Raw genomic sequence first — 26,547 nt, 5'->3', positions numbered from 1 at the left:
GAAAATAAGTTGTTCTTTTTATTTAATTATGGTAAAATTATCATATTTTCATCACTGAATGTATTAAAATAAAAAATCCTCAGAAAACTGAGGATAAAAACTAATAACCATGAAAACTCAAATTAAACATGAGTATTTATCTATATTAAAATATTATGCCACTTAGTTCTACAGAGGTGTCTTTTTAATATTTTTTAAGATAATTTAAGAAAAAATATAAGTCTCAGCTTTTCTATACAACCTTATTGGAAAATTAACTTGCTTATGAAATGCTTCAATCTGAACTCTTACGATTCTTATGTAAATTTAAATGCTGTTGGCACGGTTTATTCTTTATGATTAAAAAATAAAAGTTATGGCACATAGAAATTTCAGAAAAGAAGAATTCTTTAAAGATGAAGGATCAGATCTCTATCAGGTAGAATTCCGTAAAGGAGATGTTGGAGAAGGGGCGGATCTGGTAGTTGAAAGACAAAAGGAAGATGGTGAGTACGAAAACCTTCAGGCACAAATGAAACGGCACAACGATCGTATTTTCATCTGCTGGAGCGAACCGTTTGACGGAAGAGTAATTTTCGACGAATAAAAATAATCCTCAATTAATATTGGGGATTATTTTTTATCAATACCAATATCCGCATCAATACCTGTGGCATAATAATAGGTGGATATTACAGCATTAACCAAAACCAATTGCAAAATGAAATCCAATAATGAAATTCAGCAAAGTCTCAGAGGTAAAACAGTGGTCATCACCGGAGGAAGCAGCGGAGTAGGAAGAGCCGCCGCCGAAGCATTCGCTCTTGAAGGCTGCAATGTTGTAGTGGCAGCGCGCGGACAAGAAGCACTTGACGAGACAGTCTCTTTATGCCACGATCTGGGCGTTCCGGCACTGGGCATCGCCACCGATGTTTCCATTGCTGCGGATGTGCAGAACCTTGCCAATAAAGCATTACAATTCAACGGAAGAATAGATATCTGGATCAATAATGCAGGGGTAATGGCAAGCGGGAAATTTGAAGAAATTCCTATGGATCTGAACGAACAGGTTATCAAAACCAATCTTTTCGGGTATATGCACGGTGCATACAGTGTTTTGCCGATTTTTAAAAAACAGGAAGAAGGTATTTTAATCAATAACATATCCATCGGCGGGTTTATGCCGGCTCCTTATAGTGCGGTATATTCTGCCACGAAATTCGGAATCCGCGGAATGATGGAATGTCTTCACGGTGAAATTTCAGATTTTCAAAACGTACATATCTGCAACCTCTATCCGCAAATTCAGCGTTCTACGGGAAATATGCATTCGGCAAAGTATTCCGGTCTGGATTTTAAAATCCCACCTTTTGCTGCAGATCCCCGAGATACGGCTGCTGCGTTTGTACAGCTGGCTAAAAATCCGCAAAAGGAATTATTTCCCGATATTACTTCCAGGCTTCTCACCGGAATTTATCAGCTATTTCCAAAACCCGTTATCAATACTGCTTCCGCAGGAATGCGGCTGATGATGAAGCTGAAAAATGCTCCTTCTGATTCGGGTAATATTCTGGAACCTTCTCCCGAACCACACCGTATTTACGGTGATACGATGCTTCCTGTTCCCTCTAAGAAAACGGGATTGGCTGTAATGGCCGGGCTTGGATTAGGATTGGCTTTTATGTTTCTTAAGTTAAAGTCCTCGGATGAAGATTAATGTCATATAAGTTATATTTATTATAAACAGTTTCGGGCAAATCTTCGATTTGCCCGAAACTGTTTTCCGGATTCTGAATGATTTTAAACATTATCGAAGAAATTAACCTGTTATTGTATGCATAATTAATTTTAAACTGATACTTTTGTACCAGTGAATAGTTGATGGGAATTTAGAGGTAAGCATTTATTTTAATCAATATAAAAAAATGATCAAAAAACCTTTACACAATTTCCATATTCCCGTCATGGGATTGGCGTATACGATAGACAGTCCTATCCGTGTCGCACAGTACGGAATTTCATCCGTAGTTTCTATAATTGATGATGAGATTATAGAAAAAATGAAAAATTTTTACAGCAGCAAGTTCAACCTGAATTACGCAAGTATTTCTACCAGGGTTGAAGATTACCGTGCTAAAAGAATCACCGCTTATCTTAATATGCTGGATGATATCGTGACCGAAAAATTTGAAGCCTTTAAAGAAGAAATTTCAAAAAATAAAACGGCACTGTCCCATTTTGTAGATATGCTTCCCAACACTTCCGAGCTGAGAGCCGGACTGGAGCATTTTCTTACTCAAAAAGAAGGAATTACTTCCTCAATTAAAAGTTTTATTGAAAAACACCTTTCTCCGGGAAATATCGACGTCAACATCATGACAAAAGTTGACAAAGATAATTTTAAAAATAAAGAGCAACTGCCGGTGATCTATAACGATGCGCATGCGTCCCTTCGCGGATTTGCAAAAAGCAGACTGTCTTCATCAATGGTACTGTCTGCAGGGATGAATCCGAGACTGTACAGCTATATTGAAGAATTTGAAGATTTCTATCCCGATGAGCAGGGAAACATCAAAAAGAAAATCATTCTGAAGGTCAGCGATTTCCGTTCGGCGATGATTCAGGGGAACTTTTTAGCTAAAAAAGGGCTCTGGGTTTCGGAATACAGAATAGAATCAGGACTGAATTGCGGCGGACATGCTTTCGCAACGGAGGGACTTTTATTAGGACCGATTTTGGAAGAATTTAAAAATAAAAAGCATGAGCTCATTGAATCTTCACATCCTTTGATGAATAAGGCCCTGGAACAGAAAGGCAAATCTCCTGTTTCTCAGCCTCTGGATATGAAAATAACAGTTCAGGGTGGAGTAGGAACAGCTGAAGAGCATGAATTTCTTCTGAATGCCTACAATGTCGACAGTATCGGTTGGGGTTCGCCTTTCCTGCTGGTACCGGAAGCTACTTCTGTGGATCTTGAGACCAGAAAGCTTCTTTTGGAATCAAAAGAAAAAGATTTTTACATCAGCAATCTGTCTCCTTTGGGTGTGCCTTTTAACACCGTAAAAGGCTCTTCCAATGAAATCATCAGGCATCAGAAACAGTCGAAAAACCGGTACGGAAGTTCGTGTCCTAAAAAACTGCTGGCTCTAAGCAAAGAATACTCACCGGAAGGAATATGTACTGCATCTAAAAAATACCAGGAAATCAAATTGCATGAACTGGAAGATGTAAAACATGAGCTGTCTTCCGAAATTTATCAGAGAAAAAAGGATAATATAACCGAAAAAGCATGTCTTTGTGTAGGCTTAGTAAATGCGGCATACCTGGAAAACGGCCTTGAAATAAAAGGCGAAAAGCAAGGCGTTGTGATCTGTCCCGGTCCGAATCTGGCGTATTTTGATAAGGAAGTATCGCTTTCAGAAATGATAAAACATATTTACGGAAAGACTAATATTATCTCCCATAAAAACAGGCCCAATGTCTTTATTAACGAGATGAAAATGTATATTGATTATCTTAAAAAAGATATAGAAGAGTTTTCCGGGAAGATAACGGCAGGTCAGATAAAAAAGTGGAACAATTTTAAAACAAACCTGTTGGAAGGTATTAATTACTACCAGAATCTCTTGGAAAAGACAGATTTTTTTAAAACAGATTTAAATATAAAATGTCATCTTCAGCACAATAAATCCAGAATATTGCAAATAGTAATTCCTGAGAATTCATAAAATGAAACAGGCTGCTTAAAAGCAGCCTGCTTTTTTAATTGGTATGATGGAGTACAACATAATCCCAGCCTACCATATCAATCACCAGAGTGTCATCGACCAGCTGTTCAGTCCCTGAGAAAAGATTGATATAAGAACCTTTGTCAAAAGACGTGTCAAACTGTGCCAGCACATGGTCTGTGCTAAGGTTGATAAATACCAGTACTTTATGTCCGTTTTTCTCTCTTACGAATGAAATGACCTGATCCATCTTATCATTCATGATTCTTACGATTTCTCCACCAAAGCGTCCGTTCCACAAAGCCTGGTTCCGGTGTTTCAAATCAAAAATCGTGGAATATAGTTTCGCATTATCGTGCTCCTGCCAGATTATAGGATCTTTTTCAAAAAAATCAAGTGAGCGGTTAAGACCTGCTTCCTGTCCGTTATAAACCAGAGGGATTCCGTCCATCAGAAAAGTAAAAACGGTCACTGCATTGAGTGCATCTCCAAAATTACTGTAAGGCGTTCCTTCCCAGGAATTTTTATCATGATTATCGATAAAGTTCATTCTTATCGCCTCTTTTGGAAAAACAGATACATGTTCCGCAAGATACGCTTCGGTAAGCGTTTTGACACTGTAATGGTTGACGGCAATCTGGTGGAGAATATTCCATAAATTCCAGTTATATGTAGCGTCGAATGCCCGTCTGTGCAGATCCCTGTCTTCGGCTTCAGCCAGCATAAAAACGGATTTCAGGTTATCGAGTTCCGATCTTACATTTTCCCAAAAATCAATAGGTACAAAACTCGCAATATCGCACCGGTATCCGTCAATATCAAATTCTCTGACCCAGTATTTTAAAGCATCGGTCATATATTGGCGCAGTTCCGGATGTCTGTAATCCAATTCGATGATATCATCATAATCCCGCCATCTTGTGGACTGAAAGGTATCTTTTCTTGATCTGGTATACCATTCCGGATGCTCTGTAACAAGATTATTGTCCCAGCTTGTATGATTGGCCACCCAGTCCAGAATGACAAACATTCCTTCGTCATGAATCGCCTGCACCAGCTTTTTAAAATCTTCTTTAGTACCAAATTCAGGATTAACGTCAAAATAATCTTTAACAGAATAATAGCTTCCCAAACTTCCTTTACGGTGAAGCTCTCCTATAGGATGAACAGGCATCAGCCAAATAATATCAACTCCCAGTTTCTTAAGCCTTGCCAGCTGTTGTTTCACTGCCTCAAAAGTGCCTTCCTCAGAAAACTGTCTTATATTCAGCTCGTAAAGTGTTGCGTTTTTCACCCATTCGGGTGTGGAAATTTCAACATAGGCTTTTGGCTGGTATCGTTGATCAGAATTATGCTGCATAAGATATAAATATTATTATAGAAAGCTGCATCGAATATCATACCTATCGGATATTGAATTAGCAGAATTAGCAAAAAATTAAACTGCAGTTGGTAAAAATCAATTTTAAAGCAGATTTTATCCTCGCGATTTGCATAAAGGTTTGATGTTTGTATAACTATAAATCCAAACACCAATTCTAATAAATATTCAGTTATGATACCAAAGAAAATACACTACTGCTGGTTTGGAGGCCAGCCGAAGGATGAATTAGCAGAACACTGCATCGCTACATGGAAAAAGATTCATCCCGATTATGAAATTATTGAATGGAACGAAAGCAATGCTCCCCTGGATGACAATAATTATGTTAAAGAAGCATTTGCACAGAAAAAGTGGGCTTTTGTTTCCGATTATATACGATCTAAAGTAATGTATGAACACGGCGGCATCTATATGGATACCGATATGGAGCTGAAGCTGCCTCTGGATGAATTCCTCGACGAAAAAGCAGTTTGTGGTTTTGAGGTTAAAGGTGTGCCATATTCAGCATTCTGGATGGCTGAACCGAAGCATCAATTGGCTAAAGATTTCGTAGACTATTACAATAAGCAGAATGGTTTTGAAGAACGTATCAATACTGATATTTTTTCAGAAATGCTGGAAAAAGATTATGGTGCAGACCGCTACAGCGATACCATTCAGGAGCTAAAACACGGTGTCACATTGTATCCGTCTGTTTATTTTTCACAGGATTTGCCAAAAAACTATGTAAGCCATCATTTTAACGGCTCCTGGTTTGGCGGCGACTCTGAAAATACACATAAAAAGATGGTTAACGTTTACGGTCTTTTAGAGCGGCTGACAACCTATCCCGGAGCGGCCAAAGCAGTAAAAAGCATTCTGGAAGAACATAAAACAATTGATGTTAATGATATATTGGATCTGATTCCTATTGATCATATAACTGACTACATTAAGAAAAGGAATTAATGTATGGAATCAATAAAAAACGCTGTAAAATAATTACAGCGTTTTTTATTGTCTTGATTTTTAATCTGTCGGAAACAAGTTTATTTCTATAAAGATTATCTGAACGGCCATAAGATAAACAAGCACCGATACTTAGAGCTTTCTGGTATGATTACAGAAGTTTACATATATATTCACAAGAAAAAAGATCTGCTGAAAAAATTTGCTTAATTGCTAAGTTTTTTAATCACTTTTTCAACAGTTATACCCTGAATGATAATCGAGAAAATCACGATTACAAAGGTAATGGATACAATAATGTTTTTAAAGGGACTTGGCGGCAGAGACAATGACAGAGCGACTGATATTCCTCCACGGAGACCTCCCCATGTCATGATAAGCAAAGATTTGGTACCCAATGATTTTTTGAAGCTGAAAAGCAAAGATGGAAAATAAAGTGAAAAGAAACGTGCCAGATAATCACGAATGCCATAATCACTCCGATGATCAGATAATTAATATCAAATGCTACAACAACAATTTCCAGACCTATTAACATAAATAAAACAGCATTGAGCACTTCATCGGTAACTTCCCAAAATTTCCCCAGATAATCACGTGTAATGTCACTCATCGCCAGCTCTTTTCCACGGTTCCGAAACTCCCGGTTCCTGCAACGGCTATTTTCATTAATGTTGCAAAAATAACCACTCCGATACCATCATTAAAAAGAGATTCTCCCACAATATTGGTTTCGATTTTCTTGGAAAGTCCGGCCTTTTTTAGGATGCCCATCACGGCGATCGGATCGGTAGGTGAGATCAGTGCCCCAAACAGCAGACAGTAAATAAGAGGTATATCCTGGTTAAAAATCGGTAAAATATAAAATAATGCAAAGCCTACAGCAGCTGTTGAGATGAGGGTTCCCAACTTTGCAAAGCTGATGATGCTTTTTGCCGATTCGCGAAGGTCGGGAATCGATACATGCAATGATCCCGCAAATAGCAGAAAACTCAGCAAAATGCCCAGCAGGAACTCAGAAAAATCGATCAGCAATAATTTTTCTCTGATAATTTCAGTAAATCCTGTGGAAAAATAGCCGGCAACAATAACGCCCATTGCAGCAATGACACCCATCAGCATGAGGCTGATCCCCGAAGGAATTCTGAAGAATTTTACATTCAGATAAGAAAAAAAAGCAGCCAGCGTAATTAAGCTGGAAAATAATATAAATAGTTCCATATTATTGGTATAGTATGTAAAAATAATTAAATTTAAAATGATAATAAATTGTGACAGCAAGCTCATAAAGAAAAACTAACTGCACAGAGGTGCAGTTAATTTTATAATATTTACTCGTTATTTCTCAAAACATCTTTTATTCCTTCAAGGCCTTCACTGAACTGGGCAAGCAGAGCAATCACCTGGGTCATCCGGTCATTTTCACCCAGACCTTTTATGGTTTTGTTTTTAATGAATGTCTTTTTGATCTCTTCCCAACGGAAATTTTCATCTTCTGAAATGAGATTCATTAATTCTTTTAGCTTCAGCATGTTTGCTTCAGCTCCGGTGGTTAAAGTCTGAGATTCATTCTGATAGTGATTTAAAACTATCTGATTGACTTCTTCATCATTCAGGATAGGCTGGATTCCGGAAATCAGCTTATTCATATTCCGGTAAGAACCCTGAAGCTTAAAAGCAGGCTCATTTCTGTATTCATCCGACATGGCAGCAGAAGCAATATACTGTTTATTAACTTTCAAAACAATATCCCTGACTTTCAGCGTATTCTCAAGCACTTTTCTGAAATCAGAAATTTCATTTGAACTGAAGTTCCCTGCCAGATCCACATTCGCGGAACCGGACTGGATGCTTTCGTACAGATGATAAAGATTTTCCATTCCGGAATGGGTCAGCCGGGTAAGATAATCGTTCGACATTAAAGCATTTTCAATCAAGCTTAAATCAAACAATTCCGTTTTACTGCCCGAAATTTCACCTAAATTATAAGTGTCGGAACGGTTGGCCAGCATGTCGGGAATCCTGAATTTTTCACCACTTTCCGTGTATGGATTTCCGGCCATGACAAGACAAAACCGTTTAGACCTTAAATCATAGGTTTTGCTTTCACCATTGTAAATTCCTTCAATTTTTCTCTGTCCGTCTGCCAGTGAAATGAATTTCTGTAAAAACTCAGGATTACAATGCTGGATGTCATCAAGGTATAACATCACATTGTCACCCATTTCAAAAGCGAGATTAAGTTTCTCAAGTTCCTGTTTTGCGCCTGCATTTTTCGCTTCTTCCGGATCGGTAGATACAATATCGTGGCCGATTGACGGACCGTTGATTTTCATGAAAACCAGTCCCATCCGGTCTGCCATGTATTCCATCAATGTTGTTTTACCATAACCCGGCGGCGAAACCAACAGCAGCATTCCCATTCTGTCGGTACGCTTGTCATTTCCTACGGTTCCCAGCTGCTTGGCAAGATTAGCCCCAATCAGTGGAAAATACACATCATTAATCAATCTGTTTCTCACAAAAGAACTTAAAACCTGAGACTTGAAAGTGTCGATTTTCAAAGCTTTTTTCTTGTCGTTTACCCATTTTGCCTTCATCTCCTGAAGCTTTTTATACTTAGGAACTACGGTTTCATTAAAATGAGATAAGCGGGAGGTAAATTCATAATAATTTAATACATAATCAGCATCTTTTTCCAGTGACTTCAATCCTTTCAGGGTTGTTTCATAAGAAATATGCAGGATATTTTTAGCATCAAAACCCTGCGTTACAAAAAATACGGCTGCTTCTTTATTAATATCATCTTCAAAATTTGATTCTGAATTAAACAGGAATGCATTCAAAGCACTTTCTGCAATTGAAAAACAGGCTGCAGGATAATGTTTCAGCGCATTCAGCTGGTCGGTAAATTCTAAATCTTTTCCTTTTTCTTTTAAATCTTTCAAAAATAATTCATAGAGCACACCCGCTTTCTCCGAAATCAGAAATGCCGTTTTATTTTCTTTTTTAAGATAAATTGCTGCATTCAACTTATTTACTTCATCAAAAAAATGATTGTTTTGAGCGAATACTTGTATTTCATTCGACAGTTCCTGATTGAGATGTTGGAAACCTTTGTCTGTTGCAAACGACTTTGAAATTAAATCAACTGCTTCAAACTGCTTCTGATAATAGTCTTTTCTCTCCTCATCCATGAAATACCAAAACAGTTTCGCCAAAGCTCTTTCCTGCGGAGTAAACTGCATCAGTCCCAATTCATTATGCATCTGCTGAAGTTTTGAAACAACGGTTAACGCATCTTCATCGTGAATTCCTTTTACCAGACCTTCTCCAAAATGTTCTGTCATAAACTGCTGAATGGCAGTTCGGTTTTGCTCTTCAGTATTGATATTTTTATTGTCCGAAAAAACATTCCATGCCAGATATTCAAAACGTTTTACCATAGAATTCTCTGAGATGTACTCCTGATTCCAGACTTCTTTATAATCTGAAATGGCTTTAAAATGTAACGGTTCATAAAATGCAGTTCCTGTAAGATGATAATAATACTGTGCATTTCTCATCACCAGAGTCAGGTCTAATTTCTGACGGTTCACTGCAAATTTATAATCGCCCAAAGCAATTATATTGTCTCCGTCCGCATAGATTTCCTTTTTATCTTTTAGTTTTCTTACCGCTTCCTGCTGAGAAGTTTTCAACAAAGTCTGGATTTCTTCTGCTTTCGCAGAATCCTCCATTTCCATGAGCTGCCTCGCAATATCCCGAACTTTCTCAACCATTAAATCGGTCGCAAAATAGCCGTTGATTTCATTTTCAGAGTCGAATGACTCGGATTTGGTCTGAACTGATTTTAAAATCCGTTGTGCAGAATCATACAAACTTTGCGTACGCTTGTTCCTGGATTCGGTTAGCTGAACTCTTTTATTCTGGAAATGACCGTAAACTTCTTCTCTTTTTTCTTCAATCTTCCGGATAAATTCTTCAAAGTCAACAAACTTTGTTGCCATTTCCTCCAGCTGGATGGAAAGTTTGGTCAGATATTCATCGCATTTTTCCGGCGTCTGAGACAATTCGAGAAAATTAATCACCGATTGGTCAAACAAGGTCATCTGCGCCTGAAAATCCGCAGACAACTCTTTCCCCGAAATTTCTCTTTTCCTTTTTGAAAGCTCTAATCGTTCCTGATTTAATCTCGCAAAAATCACCGAAATATTTTCAATGATCTGTGTGGACTGTGAAGTGTCTTCGATCTTTAAATTATTAACAATATCCACCAGAAGCTCAAGCTGTCCCGAGAGATTATTGATTTCTTCCTCAATAGATTTCGCATCAATAGCTTTCTGTAAGTTGATGATGTTTTCGGAAATCTGCTGTGCTCTGTTTTGATAGGGAAGTAGCGCATCATCCTGAAGAAGGAAATTGACACACGCACCGGAGAGTTCTTCCGACCTTTCCGTTAAAGATTTTTCTAAAGAATCGAGAGTTGCAACATCCACATATTTCAAATCCCTTGCCCCTGTAATTTCTCCCCGCAAAGCTCTGATTCGCGAAAGCATATCAATATAATCTGTCAGCTGCGAATAGTTGATTCTTTTGGTATCATCCAAAATTTTCTCACAGGCAGCTTTCAGCTTTTCGACCGCTTCACCGGTGCTTTTTTTCTGCTCAATTACTTTTTCATATTCATTGATGGCAGAATGTGCGATATTCCTGATTTCCTTTAAAGGCTGATCGAGATTTTCAACTTCATCATCACCCAAAAAGTAATACGCATCCAGAATGGTTGTGGAAAGCTTAACGATATCGTCATACAGTCCACTGTAGGAGTCTTTTTTGTTTAAAAGCGTAATCAGCTCCTGACTTTCCGCCATTACTCTTACAATATCTTTATTGCCGATTTTGTAAAGGAGCGTGCCTGACTTTTCGGTATTCGGCTGTAATTCTTTAGAATACGGTGTCTGCCAGATTTGAGCTAAATGATGTTTTGTCGTTTCTATACTTTCTCTTAGATAAACAAGTTTTCCTTCATTTAACAGAGAATATCCGCTGCAGCGAATCGGTGTTTCAATCGTCTGGGTAATAATGTTGTATGAAATCAGCTGATAATTATTGGTTTTATCATCATAGAAAACATACATGAAATTTTCGCCATTCGGTTCCTGAATGGTTTTCAGATAATGAAGCCGGTTGGCATCCTGAGAAATTACCTTCAGACCTCCCGTCTGCAAAGCATAACCGTTCGAGAACAAAACACCCTGATTTTCCGGAAGCAAAACCGCAGAATATTTCAAAGTATCAACTCTTGAAACTGTTTTTTCTTTATGATTGTAAATGAAATATCTTTCTGTTTCCTGGTAAGGTTTAATTTTAAATAAAACCAGATTATCAAGATCACAGAAGTGAATTTCCGCATCATCGAGGTTCTGATCTTTATGAACAACATCTTCGGAGTAAATCCCTTTTCCGGTATCGGTATTGTCTTCGATTTTTATGGTAAGATCTCCGTGAATCGATTCCACAAAAACTTTATCAGCCAAAGAAATATGGGGAAATTTTCCGCTTCGCTGCATGTCTCTTGTTGCTTTTGTCCATGCAAAGCCATGTTGAGGCGGATAAGAAACTTCTGAAGCGCTCCTTGAATCGATATAAGTCAGCTGGCTGTCTTTAATGAGCCATTTAAATGCTTTGATGTCCGACGTGCTTTCAGAAAGCTGGAAAACCATATACAGATAGTTTTCGGTAAAGTGAAAGCGCACGAAAAAAGTATTTCTGTAGTACTTATACAGGTTTTTGAATTCTTCAATAAAAGTTGCATCCGAAATGAGAGAAGAATCCTGAGGTTCAAAACGGTTGTTATTGATCGTATATATTGAAAAAACATCTGTAATGTTGATTTCTGTCTGTAAACCCAGATGCGCATTGGAACCGAAGATCAAAGCATTTTTCAGCGAAAAAATATCTTTGGCCACGCAGTTGTGGTCCGTAGAAATTCTTTCGTTGGCGATAAGTGAAAAATCTACTCCGCCGAAAATCTCTTTACGGTTTTCGTTCAGCTGCTGAAGCTTTTGAATGAGGTTGTTTTTCTGCTCATTCAGACGGCTTTGTATGATTTCGTATGTCCCTGAATTTAATTGTTCTGACATAGGTTTTTATAGGTTTGATAAATGATGATAGATCATTGATCTTATTCATCATTCTGTTATGAAATATATTCTTTCGTTTGCAAAGGTTTAATACTCAGCAAGCTTTAATAATACTTTTATTTTGAACGGATTAAAACCACCGTTTCTATTGAATTACTTATTCAATAAAAATACTATTAGAAAAAACTCTCAAAGGATTAATAGAATCAGACAATGAGAGTTTATCATATATAAGGATGGTTATTATTTTATTGTACCGGTTTGTGATCTATTCCCAGGCTTTTTGCCATATCCAATGCTCTGTCGAGCAGTCCTCTTTCCTGCTGGTTGGCAACGCTGTTCAGTTTAAAAATAAGTCCTGCAATGCTCATGTTTTTGATGTCTTCGGAAGAAATGTTGTATTTATCAACCATTCCCATTACTTTCCCAATGATATTTTCGCCGTCGCCCAAAAGGTTTTCCTTAACCAATGTTGCATTTTCGCTGTGGTTGATAAATTTATCCAGACCTTTACCTGCAGAAACCTGGCGAATAACGTTGTCAAAGAATGTGTTGTCTCCGCCTACAATGTCAATTTTTGCAGATTTGAAAGCTTCGGCCAGAACGCCGGCCTGTGCCTGTGCAATATCTTTCTGAATAGCAATCTGAGCCAGTTCCACTTCTTTTTCTTTAGCCAGTGTCAGTCTGAATTCTTCATGGTCTTTTCCTGCGTCGTTCAGTTTCTTCATCGCTTCAGCTTTTTCGGTGATTCCTGCGGCTTCGGCCAGTGCTTTTTCTTTGATGACTTCAGCCTGGGCAATTCCTTCTTTTTTAATGGCATCAGCTTTTTTCTCAATCACAACAGCTTCTACAATACCCTGTCTTTCTGCGGCATCTGCTTTTGCGTGAAGAACCTGAGCTTCAGACAAACCTACCGTTGCTTCCTCTTTTGCTTTCGCATCGGCGATGATTTTACGGGCTTCAGCTTCTTTTTCAGCGGCATCTCTTTTAGCTTGAGCTTCAATTACATATTTCTGAGCGTCTTTTTCCGCCGCCAATTTTCTGGCTTCTGCAGCTCTTGTTTCTTCGATCAGTTTCTTTTCAGCTTCCTGTGTTGCCAGGGTGATTTCCACCTGCTTATTTCTGTCGGCTGTTTTGAACGCTTCAAGATCTTTAATTCCCTGCTGTTCTTCCACAACGGTTTTTTCCATAGTCAGGCGCTCGCGGATCGCATCCTGAATATTTTTCTTTTCCAGCTCGATGGCTTTTTCTTTTTCAATCTGAGCCAGAGAAACAATTCTTTCTCTTTCGGTTGCTTCCAGCATTTTGTCCTTTTGTACTCTTTCAGTCTCTACCAAATCGGCACGTTCTTTATTTTTAGCGGCAATCACCACCTGTCTCAGCTTATTTTCTTCAGCGATCTGAAGTTTTTCTTCCGTTGCAATACGAATGGTTTCGTATTTTAGTCTTTCTTCTTCATTTACTTTTAATATTTCTGCATTTTCTCGGGCTTTAATATTGGCGACTTCTCTTTTTTGAGATTCTTCTTTTTCAGCCAGCTGTTTTTCCAGTTCTAAAATCGCTTCACGGGCCTCAACGTTCTGTTTTGTAATTGTTTTCTCTTCGTCTCTGCGAACCTGATTGGCTTTAATGTTTTGTGTTGCCGTTAATTCGGTGATTTTTTTAATCCCTTCAGAATCCAGAATATTGTCTTTATCTAAACTGTCAATGGAAGTCTGCTCCAGGTAGTCAATCGCACAGTCATCCAGAACGTAGCCATTAAGATCTGTTCCGATAATATCAAGGATTTCCTGGCGGAACTCGCTTCTTGCTTCGTACAGTTCGATGAATTCAAATTTTTTACCAACTGTCTTTAGCGCTTCTGAAAATTTAGCTTCAAAAAGCTCTCTCAGGGTGTGAATATCCGAAGCTCTCTGGCAGCCGATCGTCTGGCCAACATTGACAATATCATCAACCGATTTATTAACCCTGATAAAAAAAGCCACCTGAATGTCTGCCCGCATATTGTCTTTACAGATCAGGCCTGCTTTGCCTTCTCTGGCTATTTCCAGCTTTTTTACAGAAATGTCCATAGATTCCATCCTGTGGATGATAGGAATTACGATTCCTGCATTAAAAAATACCTTTGTTCCTCCATATCCGGTTCTGAGAATAACGATTCCCTGTACTGTTTTTTTGTACATAGACAGAATCCAGAATATTAATCCAACTGAAGCTACTACAGCAACAATTATCCCTGCAATTAATGGTAAATTCATAGTTTTAAAGTTTAATTATTTGAAATGTGTTTTTTTATTAATTATATATGCATAAAGCATGTTCACAATGACTGATCACCATCGGAAAAGTAATCCAGAATATGATTTAAAAGCGTATTTCTGTGGCTACATAGAAATATTTTCTATTGGGGTCTTCGTCTACGATAAATACCGTTTCTCCGTATTCTATTTTCTCGCCGTCTTTGCTTTTTACCATCAGGGTCATCGGATCACTGCCGATAAAAACTTCTAGAATTCCGATTTTGTTTCCGTGAATCGTAGATTTCAATCTTCCCGTACGGCCCAGAAAATCATGCGGTTTTTCTCCTTTATGATTGATTTCCCTGAAAAAAGGATTCAATGGTTTTAAAAGCAGTTTTGTTAATAAGATGCTTCCCAGAAATATCGGAAAAACCAACATCGCAGATACCCAAACCTGACATGAAGCAAATACTTCGAGGTAAAACGAACCCAGCCAGGTAAAGAAGAGCGATATCGTCAGGAAATACGTAACCGGGACAATATCAAGATCCAGGAATGTTAAAAACTGAATCCAGGGAGAAGGATTTTCCGGAACATGAACCTGACCATCCGGAGCATCTATGTCTACATCCATATCAGCATCTAAACCGACATCGATATCTAAGCCCGTAACAATAGTGAAAAGCCAATATAGAACAGCCAGAATCAGCAGTATGCTCAAAACGGTGTTCACCGGTGAAAAAGCTGTCTGCAAAAATTCCTGAAAGGTCATATTAGTCTTTTTTAAGTGTTTCTTTTAATTTTTGTAAAGCTTCTTCAGCCTGTCTGTCATTATTTTTTATGATCGCATCAATCTCATCATCAATTGTTTTTCCGGCACCTGAAACATCAGAATATGCTTCTGCGAGTGCTTCCTGCTGTTCTGCTCTTTCTTTTAGTTTTTCGAGCATGGTTACTGTGCTTCCTGTATCCATGAGGGTCATTTTTTTATTGATATCCCTGGTTGCTTCACTGATCTGGACTCTTGCTTTTAACGTCTGCAGCTCATTTTCCCATTTCGAAATGCCGGATCTCAGATTATTGATGTTAGCCTGCATTTTTTCACATTCGCCATGTAGTTTTTCATACTCTTTTTCGAGGTGTAGAGCGTTTTCCTGAGCAATACTCTGCTTTTTCAGGGCTTCTTTTGCCAGCCGGTCTGCTTCTGCAGCCTCAAGTTCTCTGTTTTCAGCTTTCTGGACTAAAATCACCGCTTTGTTGTAATAATCATTTGCGGTTTGCTTTTCTGTTTCCGATTCGTTTTTCTTTCGTATGGACAGAGCTTTCAGCTGGGCGAGTGCCTCAACGCTTTTGGCGAGCTGTTCTTTCATTTCCCTGATTCCCTGTTCGGTCATATTGATCGGATCTTCGAAACCTTCGATCACTGAATGGATCTCGGCTTTTCCTATTTTGAATAATCTTGCGAAAATGTTCATAATAATTTTTTTGTGATTTATTTACTCATTTCGATCATTTCATTGCTGAATTCGCCCACCAGAATCCCTAATGAGTTGATGGAGGCAATGACTTCATTCTGCGCCATATTATCAGTAGGAAGGGTATCGCGGAAAATAACCCTCTTGCCGGTATTGTCCAGCGCGAATGCTCCGTGCACAATATCCCTGTTTTTTCGTAACAGTGAACGATAAATGGCTTCCGAAGGGGTTTTTATTTCAAAAAGAAACTGTTCCATAATAAGTATAGAGTCTGAAATAATCAGAATCATATTCTTTATTCCGCTGGATTCTTTTTCAATGATTAGAATTCTCTGAGTTTCATCTTCCAATGTGATGTTGAACTCATAATCTAACAACCATTCTTTAACCGTTCTGAATATTTGATTTCTCATGATCGTAAGTTTGCTTCAAATTTTGTTAGACAAATATAGAGCAAAATTTTAAAATTGCAAATATTTTTAGCATTATTTTATTTTAATTCTTATATTTGCTAAAAAAATAGGCTTATGAGTTTTTTCGGAACCAATATTAAGAAAATAAGGCAGGTTAAGGGCTTAAGTCAAAAGGCTTTTGCTGATTTGTTTGATCTCAACAGGGGAGTTATAAGTTCTTATGAAGAAGGAAGGGCTGAGCCTAAGATTGAGACCATTCTGAAGGTTGCCAATTATTTTAACCTAAATCTGGATAAGCTGTTAACTGAAATATTACAGGTTAATCAGTTGGTAAGTGTTTCTGATATTGACCATCTGATGTTTGAATCGGATAAAATTAATGAAAAATCCCCTGTTGTCAGTCGTTACAAGAATGGAAATATTGTTCAGGAAGATGTTTTGCAAAAATTATTAGCAAACGTTGATTTGATTTACGAGTATAAAAGCAGACGAAATGTGCAAAATTTTTATCAGGACGGCGATTTGTTGTTTTTAAGTGTGGAGACATCCGGTTTTTCAGCAGATTGTGTTTTTTTGGATCGTGAAGGTTATCTGCAATTCGCAGGTGATAGTAAAAAAAATGAAAATGAAAATTTGCCTTTTTACAGAATTATCGGGCATGTTTCAACAGGAAGTAAAAATATGTTTGCGGATATTTTATCACGACTTGAGCGTTTGGAAGAAAAGGTTTTTGACGGCTTTAAAAATAACAAGAATTAACACTGTTTAATCTGCAATACTGACCGTTATACCGTTTAAATTGTAATTGTATTGATTTACAGTATATACGATTTTTACAGGACTATTTTTTTACCTCCTTATTTATTTAAACAACTATTGCATTTCCGAATAAGATCACTTGGCTGATGAATTTTTATATTCATTGAATTCGATAATTTAGCTTTTTAAAGTTTTTCATTGTATTTTTAAAGAATGAACTTTACCGCAATGAATAAAATAAGAAGTACCCTAAAACGGGGAATTACCATTCCGAGTTTGATCTTTATCATTGGAGTCTGTTTGGTCTCAGCAGTATATCCGGCTGCAACTGAGAATCTTCTGAATATTGTTAAAAATTTCATCTTTATCAATCTCAATTGGGTATACGTCTGGTCGGTGACTCTGTTTGTCATATTTCTGATCTATATTATGACCAGCAAATACGGAAATATACGGCTTGGGAGAAATGACAGTAAGCCGAACTACAGCTTCTTTTCATGGCTGTCGATGCTTTTCGCTGCGGGGATGGGAATCGGGTTAATGTACTTCAGTGTTGCCGAGCCGATGCAGCATTATTCCAATGAAATTTTTGCCTCCAGGACACCTGTTCAGAGAGCTCAGAATGCGCAGCTGTATACCTTTTTCCACTGGGGCATTCATGCATGGGCCATCTACGGAGTAGTGGGGCTTGCACTGGCATATTTTTCATACCGTTACCGTTTGCCTTTATCCTTAAGAAGCTGCTTTTATCCCTTGCTTAAAGATAAGATTAAAGGAAAATGGGGAAATCTTATTGATATTTTTGCGCTGTGCAGCACGTTTTTCGGAATTACCACAACCTTGGGGTTTGGTGTTGTACAGATCAATTCCGGCCTGGTGACATTGCATATTTTACCGGAAACCAGTTTTCCTTATCAGGTTCTTATTGTAACTGTGTTGGTCTCGTTAGCAATCTTTTCTGCAGTGTCAGGACTGGACAAAGGCGTCAGAATATTAAGCAATATCAATATCACAGCAGTAGTAGTGCTGTTACTTTTTGTACTGATATTCGGGCCAACGGTTTATCTGATAGGAAGCTTCACGGAAGGAATAGGAACCTACATCAATAGCTTTTTCAGTCTTACTTTCAATACTCATGTATACGAGGAAAACACCCAAAGCTGGTTTCACGACTGGACGATATTGTACTGGGCGTGGTGGATCTCATGGTCTCCGTATGTAGGACTTTTCATAGCAAGAATCTCGAAGGGAAGAACAATAAGAGAGTTTGTAGCTGCCGTACTGATATTGCCCACGCTTTTCAACTTTATATGGATGTCGGTTTTTGGAAATAGTGCGATCTGGTTTGATATGAATATTGCTAACGGCTATTTAAGTAAAATGGCCAACGACCCGGATGGTCTGATGTTCCAGTTTCTGGAATACCTTCCTTTCACAAAGGTAATCAGTTTTCTTGTCATCGGTATCATTATTATTTTCTTTGTCACTTCTGCAGACAGTGGTATTTTCGTGATGAACAGCATCGCAACCAAAAATGCCAGAGTATCCCCAAAATGGCAGACGGTAGGCTGGGGAGCGCTTCTCGCAGTCTTGGCTTTAATGCTCCTTAATGCCGGAGGTTTGGCGGCTCTGCAAAGTATGACACTCATCACTGCGTTGCCTTTTTCAATCATTATGCTTTTATTTATTGTAAGCCTTACCAAAGCACTGGTTATTGACAAAGGTTATTATGAAAAAGACTTTTCCTCAACTACCGTTCCCTGGTCGGGGGAGCACTGGAAAGAGCGGCTGCGTCAAATCGTATCATTCAATGATGCCAAGTCGACAGAATTATATATAAAAACTACAGTTCAGCGGGCATTTTAAGAACTGACGGAGGAGTTTTCCAAAAATGGTATCGAAGCTAAGATCAACTCTCAGAACAGTCCGCAAAGTATAGAAATTGAGATCAGGTATGGCGTAATCAACAACTTTAAATATGGAGTAAAAAAGGAATCGAAAATGGTGTCGGAATATCTTTTAAATGAAGATAACTTACCTGGTTTGGAAAAAGAGCTTATATATTATCCGAAATCCTATTTCGGGGACAACAGGGAAGGATATGACGTCAAGTTATTTACAAAGAATGAGCTCATCTCGGATGTATTAAAACATTATGAACGTTTTGTAGATATTGTTTCCGAGGAAAAAAATACCATGTTTATCAGCAGTGATGCCAATCACCGTTTTAAATAAAAGAACAGTGATTATAAAATTTCGAGCGTTTCAATAGATTAGTGAAAGAACAAAATAGGTAATACGGGAATGATGTATTAAAAATTCTTTTTTAGGACGATTCACGGTATACCGTAGTTTTAAGGTAATTAAATATTTTGTTTTTAAACATGGTGAGATGTTTGCAGGTATATTCAGAATATAATAGGCTTTAATATTATGACCAATATATTTTTTGAAAGCTGGGACGGCATCTGGCATGTAACATTGCTCACGATCATTTCTTTTATAACACTTTTTGTGTTCATCAGAATATCAGGAAAGCGTACGCTCGCCAAGTTCAACGCTTTTGATTTTGTGGTGACCGTAACGCTTGGATCTGTTCTTGCCTACATGATGCTTGCTCAGATTAACCTTGCTGAAGGTGTGGTCGTATTGTCGCTAATCATCGCCTTGCAGCTGTTATTTGCCAAGCTTTCACGTACGTCAGAATTTATGGAGAAGATGTTTAATGCTTCACCCAAATTATTATTTTACAAAGGGGCTTATCTAAATGATATTATGAAAAATGAGTTGGTCACCAGGGAAGAGATTGTTGCGGCCATTCGCAGGCAGGGAATAGGCAATATGGATGAAGTGTTTGCAGTGGTAATTGAAGCAAACGGAGACATGAGTGTCATTAAAAAATCTGAAACTGACAGCAATAACAGTTCACTGGAAAATATTAAATAGATGAAAATCAGAAAGTACGGAAATAAATTTAAAATATATCTTAAAGTACAAAGAAATTTCTAACACAGCCTTTCCATACAGTAATCAGATGTTGATTTAATCTGTTTCATCTTTGATGATTCTGACATTTTTTTCATGAAGTCTTTTCTGCAGCCACTGCGAAAGTTGTCTCTGGTCAATTTCCCGACCTGAATACAGTAAAGTAAACTGCAGTTTTGCACTGTCTGTGCGGGGATATTGCTCAATTTTCCCGTAAGAAACATTACTGATGTCGGGATAAAGGATTTTTATCTCCTGCAAAAGGGTGGAGTCAGCAACCCTGTATGTATCAAGTTCCTGTCTTAGCTTGGAAATGGCAATATCTTTTTCGGAAATATTGCTGTCAAACTTATTGATTTCATTGAGGATCTCAGATTTGATATCGGTATCATTCTGCCTTATGGTAAGCTTGGTATCCAGAAGACCATTGTCTGCAAGCATTTTATTAAAAGAAATAATTTCCTTTTCTGTAAATTTCTTGTTGAGAAAAGCCAGGTCAATTGTCTTCGGACTGACATTGTAGTTGATTTTTTTGTAGATCACCGTATAGCCGTTGTTTTCAAATTCCTTTTGGACAAAATGCTCAGCCGTTTTTGTAAACTTCTTTTCGTTATAAAGGTTGTAAGCCAGATAAAAACTGGGTACAATCATAACAACAATTAAGATCGAAATTCCATATCTGATTCTTTTTTCATATTTGCTTTCAATAAGCGATGACGGATATTGCAGAAACTTTACCACAAAAAATGTGGCGATACAGATAAAAAAGCAATTAATGGTTTATAGATAAAATGCTCCGAAGAAATATGAAAAATTAAAAGTGGCCAAGCCAAAACCTGCTGTACAGAGCGGTGGCATCAATGCAGTGGCAATGGCTACTCCCGGAATAGGATTTCCCTTTTCAACTCTTGTAATGGCGATCACACCGACCAATCCGCCGAAAAATGCAATCAAAACATCATATATATTGGGTGCTGTTCTTGCCAAGAGTTCAGACTGGACGTCTTTAAAGGGACTTACATAAAAATAAACCGCAGAAACCGTAAGGCTTACAAAGGTTGCAATCAGAAGATTCTTAAAAGACTTTTTAAGCAATGAGAAGTTGTAAGTTCCGAGAGCAAACCCGGCACCGACGATGGGTCCCATTAACGGTGAAATCAACATCGCTCCGATGATAACCGCTGTCGAGTTAACGTTAAGCCCAATAGAGGCAATAATAATGGCACAGGCAAGAATCCACAGATTTGAACCCCGAAAAGAGATATTGGAAATTACATTCTCAAGAACCTTGTCTTTTTTTTCCTCACCATTGTGAAGAGTGATAAAATTGAATATATTTCTGATCATCTTTATTATTTTGCAGATCGGTTGAGAATCACATATCCTATAAGTCCACCGATAAGTGATGCGGCAAATATACCTATTTTTGCCTGAGTCTGGTATTCCTCATGGGTGAAGGCCAGTGACGTTACAAAAAGTGACATCGTAAATCCTATAGAGGCTAAAAAACCAAGTCCGAAAAGGTTTTTGATCGTCATTCCTGAAGGAACTCTGGCAATTTTCAGTTTGATAAACAGAACGCTGAACCCTACAACTCCCATTACTTTACCCAGTAAGAGGCCTAAAGCAGTACCTACTGCAATATTATTGTTAAAAAGACTTTCTATATCAATGCTTAGCGAAACGCCGGCATTCGCTATAGCGAAAATAGGAATAATCAGGAATGAGACGGCGGGATGCATGGCATGTTCCAGCCTCTGCAATGGAGGAGTGGCGGCCAGAGTAGCCTCGTTCATTTTTTCCAGGACATGAAGCTGTTCATTGGTGAGGGTAGGCGTATTTTGGTCAGGATCAATATTTTTAAATCTTTCCAGGTAAGAATTGATCTTGGCAATAAAAACACTTTCGCGAATCTTCACATCAGCCGGGATCGTAAATGCAGCCAGTACGGCGGCTATCGTAGCGTGAACTCCCGATACGAGAAAGCAGGTCCAGACCCCGCCGATTCCCAGTACTGCATAGAAGATAATGGATCGTGCGCCAAGCTTATTTCCCAAATACATTAAAGCAAGAATGAAAAGCCCTGCCAGTAAAAATGTCATATTAATTTCAGCGGTGTAGAAAAATGCGATAACCAGTACTGCTCCAAGGTCGTCGACAATAGCAAGGGCTGTTAAAAAAACCTTGAGAGCCAACGGTATTTTATTTCCCAGCAGGTAAAGCACCCCCAAAGCAAAAGCAATATCTGTAGCCATCGGGATTCCCCAGCCTTGATGCGGTTCACCTGAAGGATTGAAAAGAAGATAAATAAGGGCCGGCATTACCATACCTCCGACTGCGGCAACAATAGGTAATAGAGCTTTTCTGACATTGGATAGCTCCCCACCGATAATCTCCCGCTTCAGCTCCAAACCGACCACAAAGAAAAATATGGACATAAGACCGTCATTGATCCAGTGGTGAATGGTATAATTAAAATAGGTTTCATTGTTCCACTGGAAGCCAAAAGATTGTTCCAGAACTTCATGATAGCCATGAGAAAGAGGTGTATTTGCCAAAATAAGGGCCAGTATAACGCTGATTCCCAACAACAGTCCTCCAGACTTTTCCTGCTGAATAAATCTTTGCATAGGCTGTACGATCTTGTCTATCGGTTTCTGATTGTAGTTATTGCTCATCGTTTCTTTGTACATAATTGTAAATTTACGATTTTTGGTGGTGATTTCCCGTTATTATACCACGGCAGCCAATTTTACCTGCTCCGTTTAATACCCAAAGCATTCAGGGAATAATTTGATTTTTAAAACATTGCATATTAAAATTTAAATAAAAATTTTGAAATAAAAAATAGCATCGGCAATAAATTAATTTATAATATTACAGATCAAAATATAAATTAAAGATAATGTCTACAAAAAAAACTTGGCGAATGGTATGCCACCGCAATCTGCGGGAATGATATCACTTCATCCTGTTTATATGTTTCGGCTTTGGCAATTGTTTCGGCTGGCCAATATGCCTGGATCGCCCTTTTACTGGTAGCCGCGGTATTGTACTTATTCAGAAAGATCTATGGTGAAGTTGTGGGTGCGCTTCCTCTGAATGGCGGGGCCTACAATGTATTGCTGAATACAACATCCAAGAGCAATGCATCTGTGGCAGCCTGTCTTACAATACTGTCATACATGGCCACGGCGGTGATCTCCTCCAGTGAAGCGATGCATTATCTTCATCACATCCTGCCTTACTTCAATGTAAACATTGCTACATTTGTGCTGTTATTGATATTTCTGGGACTTACCATTCTTGGAATCTCCGAGAGCGCAGTTGTTGCACTAGTCATTTTTATCTTTCATCTCACGACGATGGCCCTGCTTATCGGCTCATGTGCATATTTTGTTTTTGAGAACGGTTTTACCATATTGAGGGAGAATTTCCACTTGCCGGTGCGGAACGGAAGCATCATGACAGCTATCTTTTTCGGATTTTCAGCCGCAATGCTGGGAATCTCAGGCTTTGAAAGTTCATCTAATTTTGTTGAGGAGCAGAAGAGAGGTGTATTTACCAAAACATTACGTAATATGTGGATTGCTGTTTCCATTTTAAATCCAGTGATTGCGTTTCTTGCCATCTGCATTATTCCTATATCACAGGTCGAATCACATCAAAATTCTTTCCTAAGCTATGTAGGTACACTTACGGGAGGTAATTGGCTGGCTACGATTATCTCGATCAATGCAGTTTCTGTTTTAAGCGGAGCGGTTCTCACCTCTTTTGTGGGAGTAAACGGATTGATCAAAAGAATGACTCTGGATCGAATCCTGCCCAATTATTTCCTGAAAGAAAACAAGAGAGGAAGCACGTACAGGATTCTCATTTTATTTTTTCTTCTCTGCTGTTCGGTGCTGTTGGTTACCCGTGGCCAGCTTGGACCTTTAGCGGCAGTATACGCATTATCTTTTTTAACAGTGATGGCTTCGTTTGCTTTAGGAAATATCTTGTTGAAGCTGAGACGCTCACGCCTTCCGCGACCTGAGAGTGCGAGGCCCGGAGCTGTGATCATCGCATTGTTTGCCATTATTATTGCCCTCTATGGGAATATTAAGACCAAACCCCAGTATTTGGTAACCTTCCTGCAATATTTTATTCCTTCTGTGCTGATTATTCTTGCGATGCTGATGCGAAAAGATATTATGCACTTTGTGGTCGATATGCTGGAATCTGTATCCCGGGGATATAAGAAATATACGGTTACAAGACAACGATTTCTGAACAGGAAGCTTAAAAAACTCTATGAGCAGAATTTTGTGTTCTTCTCAAAAGGGGATGATATTGCCACCTTAAATAAAGTAATGATGTATCTTCATGAAAATGAAGTGACTAATAAAATGAAAATTGTTACTGTTCTTGAAAAAGAGCAAAATCCCGACCCTAAGTTTCTGGCCGATTTCGAGGTTCTGGATAGGGCATATCCGGACGTCGATATGGAATATATAACTCTTGTCGGTCGGTTTACCCCCGAACTTGTAGAGGAACTTAGCCAGAAATGGAATATTCCCAAAAACTTCATGTTCATTAGCAGTCCGGGTGACAGGTTCAGCTACAGGGTTGATGAATTGGGTGGCGTAAGGCTTGTTTTATAAATAAAAGTTTTTGTGGATATCTTTAATAGCTGATAAACAAATAAATCGGCTGCAAATTTTAATAAAGCCTGACTTTACCGTTGTGCAGTATATAGCCGCGTTACCCCTGTAATGCTGGCCTTATTTATCTATAATAATTCCTTAAGATATTTATATTCATCTCAATACAATCGAAAGAATCTGGTGAAGAATGACAAAGGTATATAGATGACTTCTGTTTTCACAATTTGGATGTTTTTCTACATTATCGTCAACTTTCTATGCAAAATGAACAGCAGATAAAGCATTTCTAAATTATAAGAAAACAAGTCGCTGTTTGTGGAGTTATTTTTCTGATTATAACGAAATGTAATTTTGAAATTTTCACAACGATTGGACTGAAATTTATCTTATTATTAAGCATAAAGAAACACAAAAGATTCGTCATTTTTTACAATAACCGTGTCGTTATAAGTCTATACATTTGCACCTTCAAATTTAGAGTTAAATATTAAAAAGATTATAATCACTTATGAAAAAGTGTATGTTTGCTTCTGTTGCCTTATTAGGGTTCATCACAATCGGAGCACAAAATGTTACGTTAAACGTAAGGCTAAAACCAATCCAGACTTTGGTGGTAAACAATGCTCAGAAAATTGTAAACTTAGACTATGTAACGAAGGATGATTATGCAAACGGAGTTTCTTCCCTTAATGCAGATCATTTAACCATCTTCAGTACCGGAGGATTTCAGGTGAAGGTTAAAAATGCAAACGCTATTCTGCAAAGCGGAAGCAAAAACATCAAGGCGAACACTATTCAGCTTAAAGCCAGTGCAGGTACAGATCCTATAAACGGAGCACAATATGCACAGGGAGCCACCCTTTCTGCAAGCGCAACAACTTTGGTAACCTCCACAATAGGAGCTGCCAATAAGAAAATCAGCATCGAATACAAAGGTGCAGGAGCAAATGCTTACATCGATAACTATATTGCAGGACAGGATCCTACAGTATATACAACCGAACTTACCTATACGATCATCGCTCAGTAAGTATTATAATCTAATAAATACAATACAGAAAGTGCTGCAAGAAAATTGCAGCACTTTTGTTTGATATCAACTTTAATAGTGATCTGCATGTTAATCAATATTTAAGGTTTAGATACTAAATTATCACCATTAATAACGGAAGTATTACCGGATGCAATTACAAGAAGGAGGTTACATCCATAAACTTAGACCAATATCTGATTGTTTTTGTTGAGGTTACAGGATTATTAAACAGAAGAGTCATAAGCGGAACCGAAAATCATGACAATAATCATTTAAATAAAATACCTTTTACTCTTTTATTTAAAAAACTTATTTTACTTTTGTCATATAAAAATAACAGAATGTTTTCCAAAACCTGTGAATATGCCATCCGTGCACTAATATATGTCGCGCAGAAGTCTAAAGACGGAAGCAGGATAGGGATTAAAGATATTGCATCGGGGATTGATTCACCGGAATATTTCATTGCAAAGATTCTTCAGGATTTAAGCAGGAAAGGCTTTGTACAATCAGCCAAAGGGCCAAACGGCGGCTTTTATATGGACGATAATAATTTAGGATTATCAGTCGCTGATATTGTGAGAGAGATTGATGGTGACAAGCTGTTCTCCGGTTGCGGCTTAGGATTAAAAGAATGCTCGGAAAATCATCCCTGTCCAATTCATAATGAATTTAAACACATCAGGCAGGCCATACAGATAATGCTTGAAGGATCTAAGATCCAGCTGTTTGTTGAAAATCTGGATTTAAAGCTTACATTCCTCAAGAAATAAAAAAAATTAATTTAATAAAATACTAAAAGGTGTTTTTA

The 26,547-nt window shown here is 38.1% G+C and carries 21 protein-coding genes and 1 pseudogene; 11 read left to right on the top strand and 11 right to left on the bottom strand.

Going from position 1 to position 26,547, the window contains the following annotated elements; translation table 11 throughout:
- Positions 1 to 355: 355 nt before the first annotated feature.
- The 3 genes from ACYT6F_RS15960 (at position 356) to ACYT6F_RS15950 (ending at position 3,707) form a co-directional block, all read left to right on the top strand.
- A complete protein-coding gene (locus ACYT6F_RS15960) occupies positions 356 to 586 on the top strand; it encodes a glutathione synthase (RefSeq protein WP_472598615.1) in 231 nt (76 codons plus the stop codon).
- A 114-nt stretch (positions 587 to 700) separates the two neighbouring features.
- The gene (locus tag ACYT6F_RS15955) at positions 701 to 1,696 is read left to right on the top strand and encodes an SDR family oxidoreductase (protein WP_472598614.1); all 996 of its coding nucleotides are present in this window, start codon (positions 701 to 703) and stop codon (positions 1,694 to 1,696) included.
- A 208-nt stretch (positions 1,697 to 1,904) separates the two neighbouring features.
- Positions 1,905 to 3,707, top strand: coding sequence for a hypothetical protein (locus ACYT6F_RS15950; RefSeq protein WP_472598613.1), 1,803 nt, complete (start codon positions 1,905 to 1,907; stop codon positions 3,705 to 3,707).
- Positions 3,708 to 3,741: 34 nt separating this feature from the next.
- On the opposite strand, the gene ACYT6F_RS15945 is transcribed toward ACYT6F_RS15950, so the two are convergent.
- Complete coding sequence (locus ACYT6F_RS15945; RefSeq protein WP_472598612.1) at positions 3,742 to 5,067, bottom strand: alpha-amylase family glycosyl hydrolase; 1,326 nt, start codon at positions 5,065 to 5,067, stop codon at positions 3,742 to 3,744.
- Between the two features lie 195 nt (positions 5,068 to 5,262).
- Between ACYT6F_RS15945 and ACYT6F_RS15940 the strand changes: the two genes are divergently transcribed.
- A complete protein-coding gene (locus ACYT6F_RS15940) occupies positions 5,263 to 6,039 on the top strand; it encodes a glycosyltransferase family 32 protein (protein ID WP_472598611.1) in 777 nt (258 codons plus the stop codon).
- 206 nt (positions 6,040 to 6,245) lie between these two features.
- On the opposite strand, the gene ACYT6F_RS15935 is transcribed toward ACYT6F_RS15940, so the two are convergent.
- From ACYT6F_RS15935 to ACYT6F_RS15900, 8 genes are all read right to left on the bottom strand, one after another.
- Positions 6,246 to 6,437, bottom strand: a complete 192-nt coding sequence (locus tag ACYT6F_RS15935; RefSeq protein WP_472598610.1) for a cation:proton antiporter domain-containing protein — start codon at positions 6,435 to 6,437, stop codon at positions 6,246 to 6,248.
- Complete coding sequence (locus ACYT6F_RS15930; RefSeq protein WP_472598609.1) at positions 6,410 to 6,652, bottom strand: hypothetical protein; 243 nt, start codon at positions 6,650 to 6,652, stop codon at positions 6,410 to 6,412. Before ACYT6F_RS15930 ends, ACYT6F_RS15935 begins: the two co-directional genes overlap by 28 nt.
- Complete coding sequence (locus tag ACYT6F_RS15925; RefSeq protein WP_472598608.1) at positions 6,649 to 7,260, bottom strand: cation:proton antiporter domain-containing protein; 612 nt, start codon at positions 7,258 to 7,260, stop codon at positions 6,649 to 6,651. The genes ACYT6F_RS15930 and ACYT6F_RS15925 overlap by 4 nt, the downstream gene beginning before the upstream one ends.
- A 110-nt stretch (positions 7,261 to 7,370) precedes the next feature.
- Complete coding sequence (locus tag ACYT6F_RS15920) at positions 7,371 to 12,185, bottom strand: DNA repair ATPase (RefSeq protein ID WP_472598607.1); 4,815 nt, start codon at positions 12,183 to 12,185, stop codon at positions 7,371 to 7,373.
- Between the two features lie 248 nt (positions 12,186 to 12,433).
- A complete protein-coding gene (locus tag ACYT6F_RS15915; RefSeq protein ID WP_472598606.1) occupies positions 12,434 to 14,443 on the bottom strand; it encodes a flotillin family protein in 2,010 nt (669 codons plus the stop codon).
- A 106-nt stretch (positions 14,444 to 14,549) separates the two neighbouring features.
- Positions 14,550 to 15,197, bottom strand: coding sequence for a hypothetical protein (locus ACYT6F_RS15910; protein ID WP_472598605.1), 648 nt, complete (start codon positions 15,195 to 15,197; stop codon positions 14,550 to 14,552).
- 1 nt (position 15,198) lies between these two features.
- Positions 15,199 to 15,900 (bottom strand): PspA/IM30 family protein, encoded by a 702-nt coding sequence (locus ACYT6F_RS15905; protein ID WP_472598604.1) that lies wholly within the window; start codon positions 15,898 to 15,900, stop codon positions 15,199 to 15,201.
- Positions 15,901 to 15,917: 17 nt separating this feature from the next.
- Positions 15,918 to 16,313 carry a YbjN domain-containing protein gene (locus ACYT6F_RS15900; protein WP_169229680.1) on the bottom strand — a complete coding sequence of 132 codons (396 nt, stop codon included), beginning with the start codon at positions 16,311 to 16,313 and terminating at the stop codon, positions 15,918 to 15,920.
- Between the two features lie 114 nt (positions 16,314 to 16,427).
- Here ACYT6F_RS15900 and ACYT6F_RS15895 point away from each other — a divergent pair, with 114 nt between their 5' ends.
- The 4 genes from ACYT6F_RS15895 (at position 16,428) to ACYT6F_RS15880 (ending at position 20,018) form a co-directional block, all read left to right on the top strand.
- Positions 16,428 to 17,072: a helix-turn-helix domain-containing protein gene (locus ACYT6F_RS15895; RefSeq protein ID WP_472598603.1), complete on the top strand. Its 645-nt coding sequence runs from the start codon at positions 16,428 to 16,430 to the stop codon at positions 17,070 to 17,072.
- Between the two features lie 228 nt (positions 17,073 to 17,300).
- Positions 17,301 to 18,938, top strand: coding sequence for a BCCT family transporter (locus ACYT6F_RS15890; protein WP_472598602.1), 1,638 nt, complete (start codon positions 17,301 to 17,303; stop codon positions 18,936 to 18,938).
- Positions 18,939 to 19,073: 135 nt separating this feature from the next.
- Positions 19,074 to 19,307: a hypothetical protein gene (locus ACYT6F_RS15885; RefSeq protein WP_472598601.1), complete on the top strand. Its 234-nt coding sequence runs from the start codon at positions 19,074 to 19,076 to the stop codon at positions 19,305 to 19,307.
- Between the two features lie 198 nt (positions 19,308 to 19,505).
- Positions 19,506 to 20,018 carry a DUF421 domain-containing protein gene (locus ACYT6F_RS15880; RefSeq protein WP_472598600.1) on the top strand — a complete coding sequence of 171 codons (513 nt, stop codon included), beginning with the start codon at positions 19,506 to 19,508 and terminating at the stop codon, positions 20,016 to 20,018.
- Between the two features lie 96 nt (positions 20,019 to 20,114).
- Here the strand turns inward: ACYT6F_RS15880 and ACYT6F_RS15875 are convergent.
- A pseudogene (locus ACYT6F_RS15875) lies at positions 20,115 to 21,404 on the bottom strand (DUF389 domain-containing protein).
- A gap of 5 nt (positions 21,405 to 21,409) precedes the next feature.
- Positions 21,410 to 22,750, bottom strand: coding sequence for a Na+/H+ antiporter NhaA (nhaA, locus tag ACYT6F_RS15870; protein ID WP_472598599.1), 1,341 nt, complete (start codon positions 22,748 to 22,750; stop codon positions 21,410 to 21,412).
- A 252-nt stretch (positions 22,751 to 23,002) separates the two neighbouring features.
- Here nhaA and ACYT6F_RS15865 point away from each other — a divergent pair, with 252 nt between their 5' ends.
- From ACYT6F_RS15865 to ACYT6F_RS15855, 3 genes are all read left to right on the top strand, one after another.
- Positions 23,003 to 24,700 (top strand): APC family permease, encoded by a 1,698-nt coding sequence (locus ACYT6F_RS15865; RefSeq protein WP_472601130.1) that lies wholly within the window; start codon positions 23,003 to 23,005, stop codon positions 24,698 to 24,700.
- A gap of 511 nt (positions 24,701 to 25,211) precedes the next feature.
- Complete coding sequence (locus ACYT6F_RS15860) at positions 25,212 to 25,733, top strand: hypothetical protein (protein ID WP_472598598.1); 522 nt, start codon at positions 25,212 to 25,214, stop codon at positions 25,731 to 25,733.
- A 344-nt stretch (positions 25,734 to 26,077) separates the two neighbouring features.
- A complete protein-coding gene (locus ACYT6F_RS15855; protein WP_472598597.1) occupies positions 26,078 to 26,509 on the top strand; it encodes an RrF2 family transcriptional regulator in 432 nt (143 codons plus the stop codon).
- The last annotated feature ends 38 nt before the right edge of the window (positions 26,510 to 26,547 follow it).

The sequence above is a fragment of the Chryseobacterium sp. NG-CE01 genome (assembly GCF_055695505.1).
Note: the sequence above shows the minus strand (reverse complement) of the source record. Positions and strands in the feature narration are given on the sequence as shown.

Bases quoted from the DNA above. Each gene is read 5' to 3' on its own strand.
- ACYT6F_RS15945 (WP_472598612.1), bottom strand. From the start codon at position 5,067: ATGCAGCATAATTCTGATCAACGATACCAGCCAAAAGCCTATGTTGAA.
- ACYT6F_RS15900 (WP_169229680.1), bottom strand. From the start codon at position 16,313: ATGAGAAATCAAATATTCAGAACGGTTAAAGAATGGTTGTTAGATTAT.
- ACYT6F_RS15960 (WP_472598615.1), top strand. From the start codon at position 356: ATGGCACATAGAAATTTCAGAAAAGAAGAATTCTTTAAAGATGAAGGA.
- ACYT6F_RS15860 (WP_472598598.1), top strand. From the start codon at position 25,212: ATGAAAAAGTGTATGTTTGCTTCTGTTGCCTTATTAGGGTTCATCACA.
- ACYT6F_RS15910 (WP_472598605.1), bottom strand. From the start codon at position 15,197: ATGACCTTTCAGGAATTTTTGCAGACAGCTTTTTCACCGGTGAACACC.
- ACYT6F_RS15890 (WP_472598602.1), top strand. From the start codon at position 17,301: ATGAATAAAATAAGAAGTACCCTAAAACGGGGAATTACCATTCCGAGT.
- ACYT6F_RS15950 (WP_472598613.1), top strand. From the start codon at position 1,905: ATGATCAAAAAACCTTTACACAATTTCCATATTCCCGTCATGGGATTG.
- ACYT6F_RS15920 (WP_472598607.1), bottom strand. From the start codon at position 12,185: ATGTCAGAACAATTAAATTCAGGGACATACGAAATCATACAAAGCCGT.
- ACYT6F_RS15930 (WP_472598609.1), bottom strand. From the start codon at position 6,652: ATGAGTGACATTACACGTGATTATCTGGGGAAATTTTGGGAAGTTACC.
- nhaA (WP_472598599.1), bottom strand. From the start codon at position 22,750: ATGTACAAAGAAACGATGAGCAATAACTACAATCAGAAACCGATAGAC.
- ACYT6F_RS15940 (WP_472598611.1), top strand. From the start codon at position 5,263: ATGATACCAAAGAAAATACACTACTGCTGGTTTGGAGGCCAGCCGAAG.
- ACYT6F_RS15905 (WP_472598604.1), bottom strand. From the start codon at position 15,900: ATGAACATTTTCGCAAGATTATTCAAAATAGGAAAAGCCGAGATCCAT.
- ACYT6F_RS15895 (WP_472598603.1), top strand. From the start codon at position 16,428: ATGAGTTTTTTCGGAACCAATATTAAGAAAATAAGGCAGGTTAAGGGC.
- ACYT6F_RS15885 (WP_472598601.1), top strand. From the start codon at position 19,074: ATGGTGTCGGAATATCTTTTAAATGAAGATAACTTACCTGGTTTGGAA.
- ACYT6F_RS15880 (WP_472598600.1), top strand. From the start codon at position 19,506: ATGACCAATATATTTTTTGAAAGCTGGGACGGCATCTGGCATGTAACA.
- ACYT6F_RS15855 (WP_472598597.1), top strand. From the start codon at position 26,078: ATGTTTTCCAAAACCTGTGAATATGCCATCCGTGCACTAATATATGTC.
- ACYT6F_RS15955 (WP_472598614.1), top strand. From the start codon at position 701: ATGAAATCCAATAATGAAATTCAGCAAAGTCTCAGAGGTAAAACAGTG.
- ACYT6F_RS15915 (WP_472598606.1), bottom strand. From the start codon at position 14,443: ATGAATTTACCATTAATTGCAGGGATAATTGTTGCTGTAGTAGCTTCA.
- ACYT6F_RS15925 (WP_472598608.1), bottom strand. From the start codon at position 7,260: ATGGAACTATTTATATTATTTTCCAGCTTAATTACGCTGGCTGCTTTT.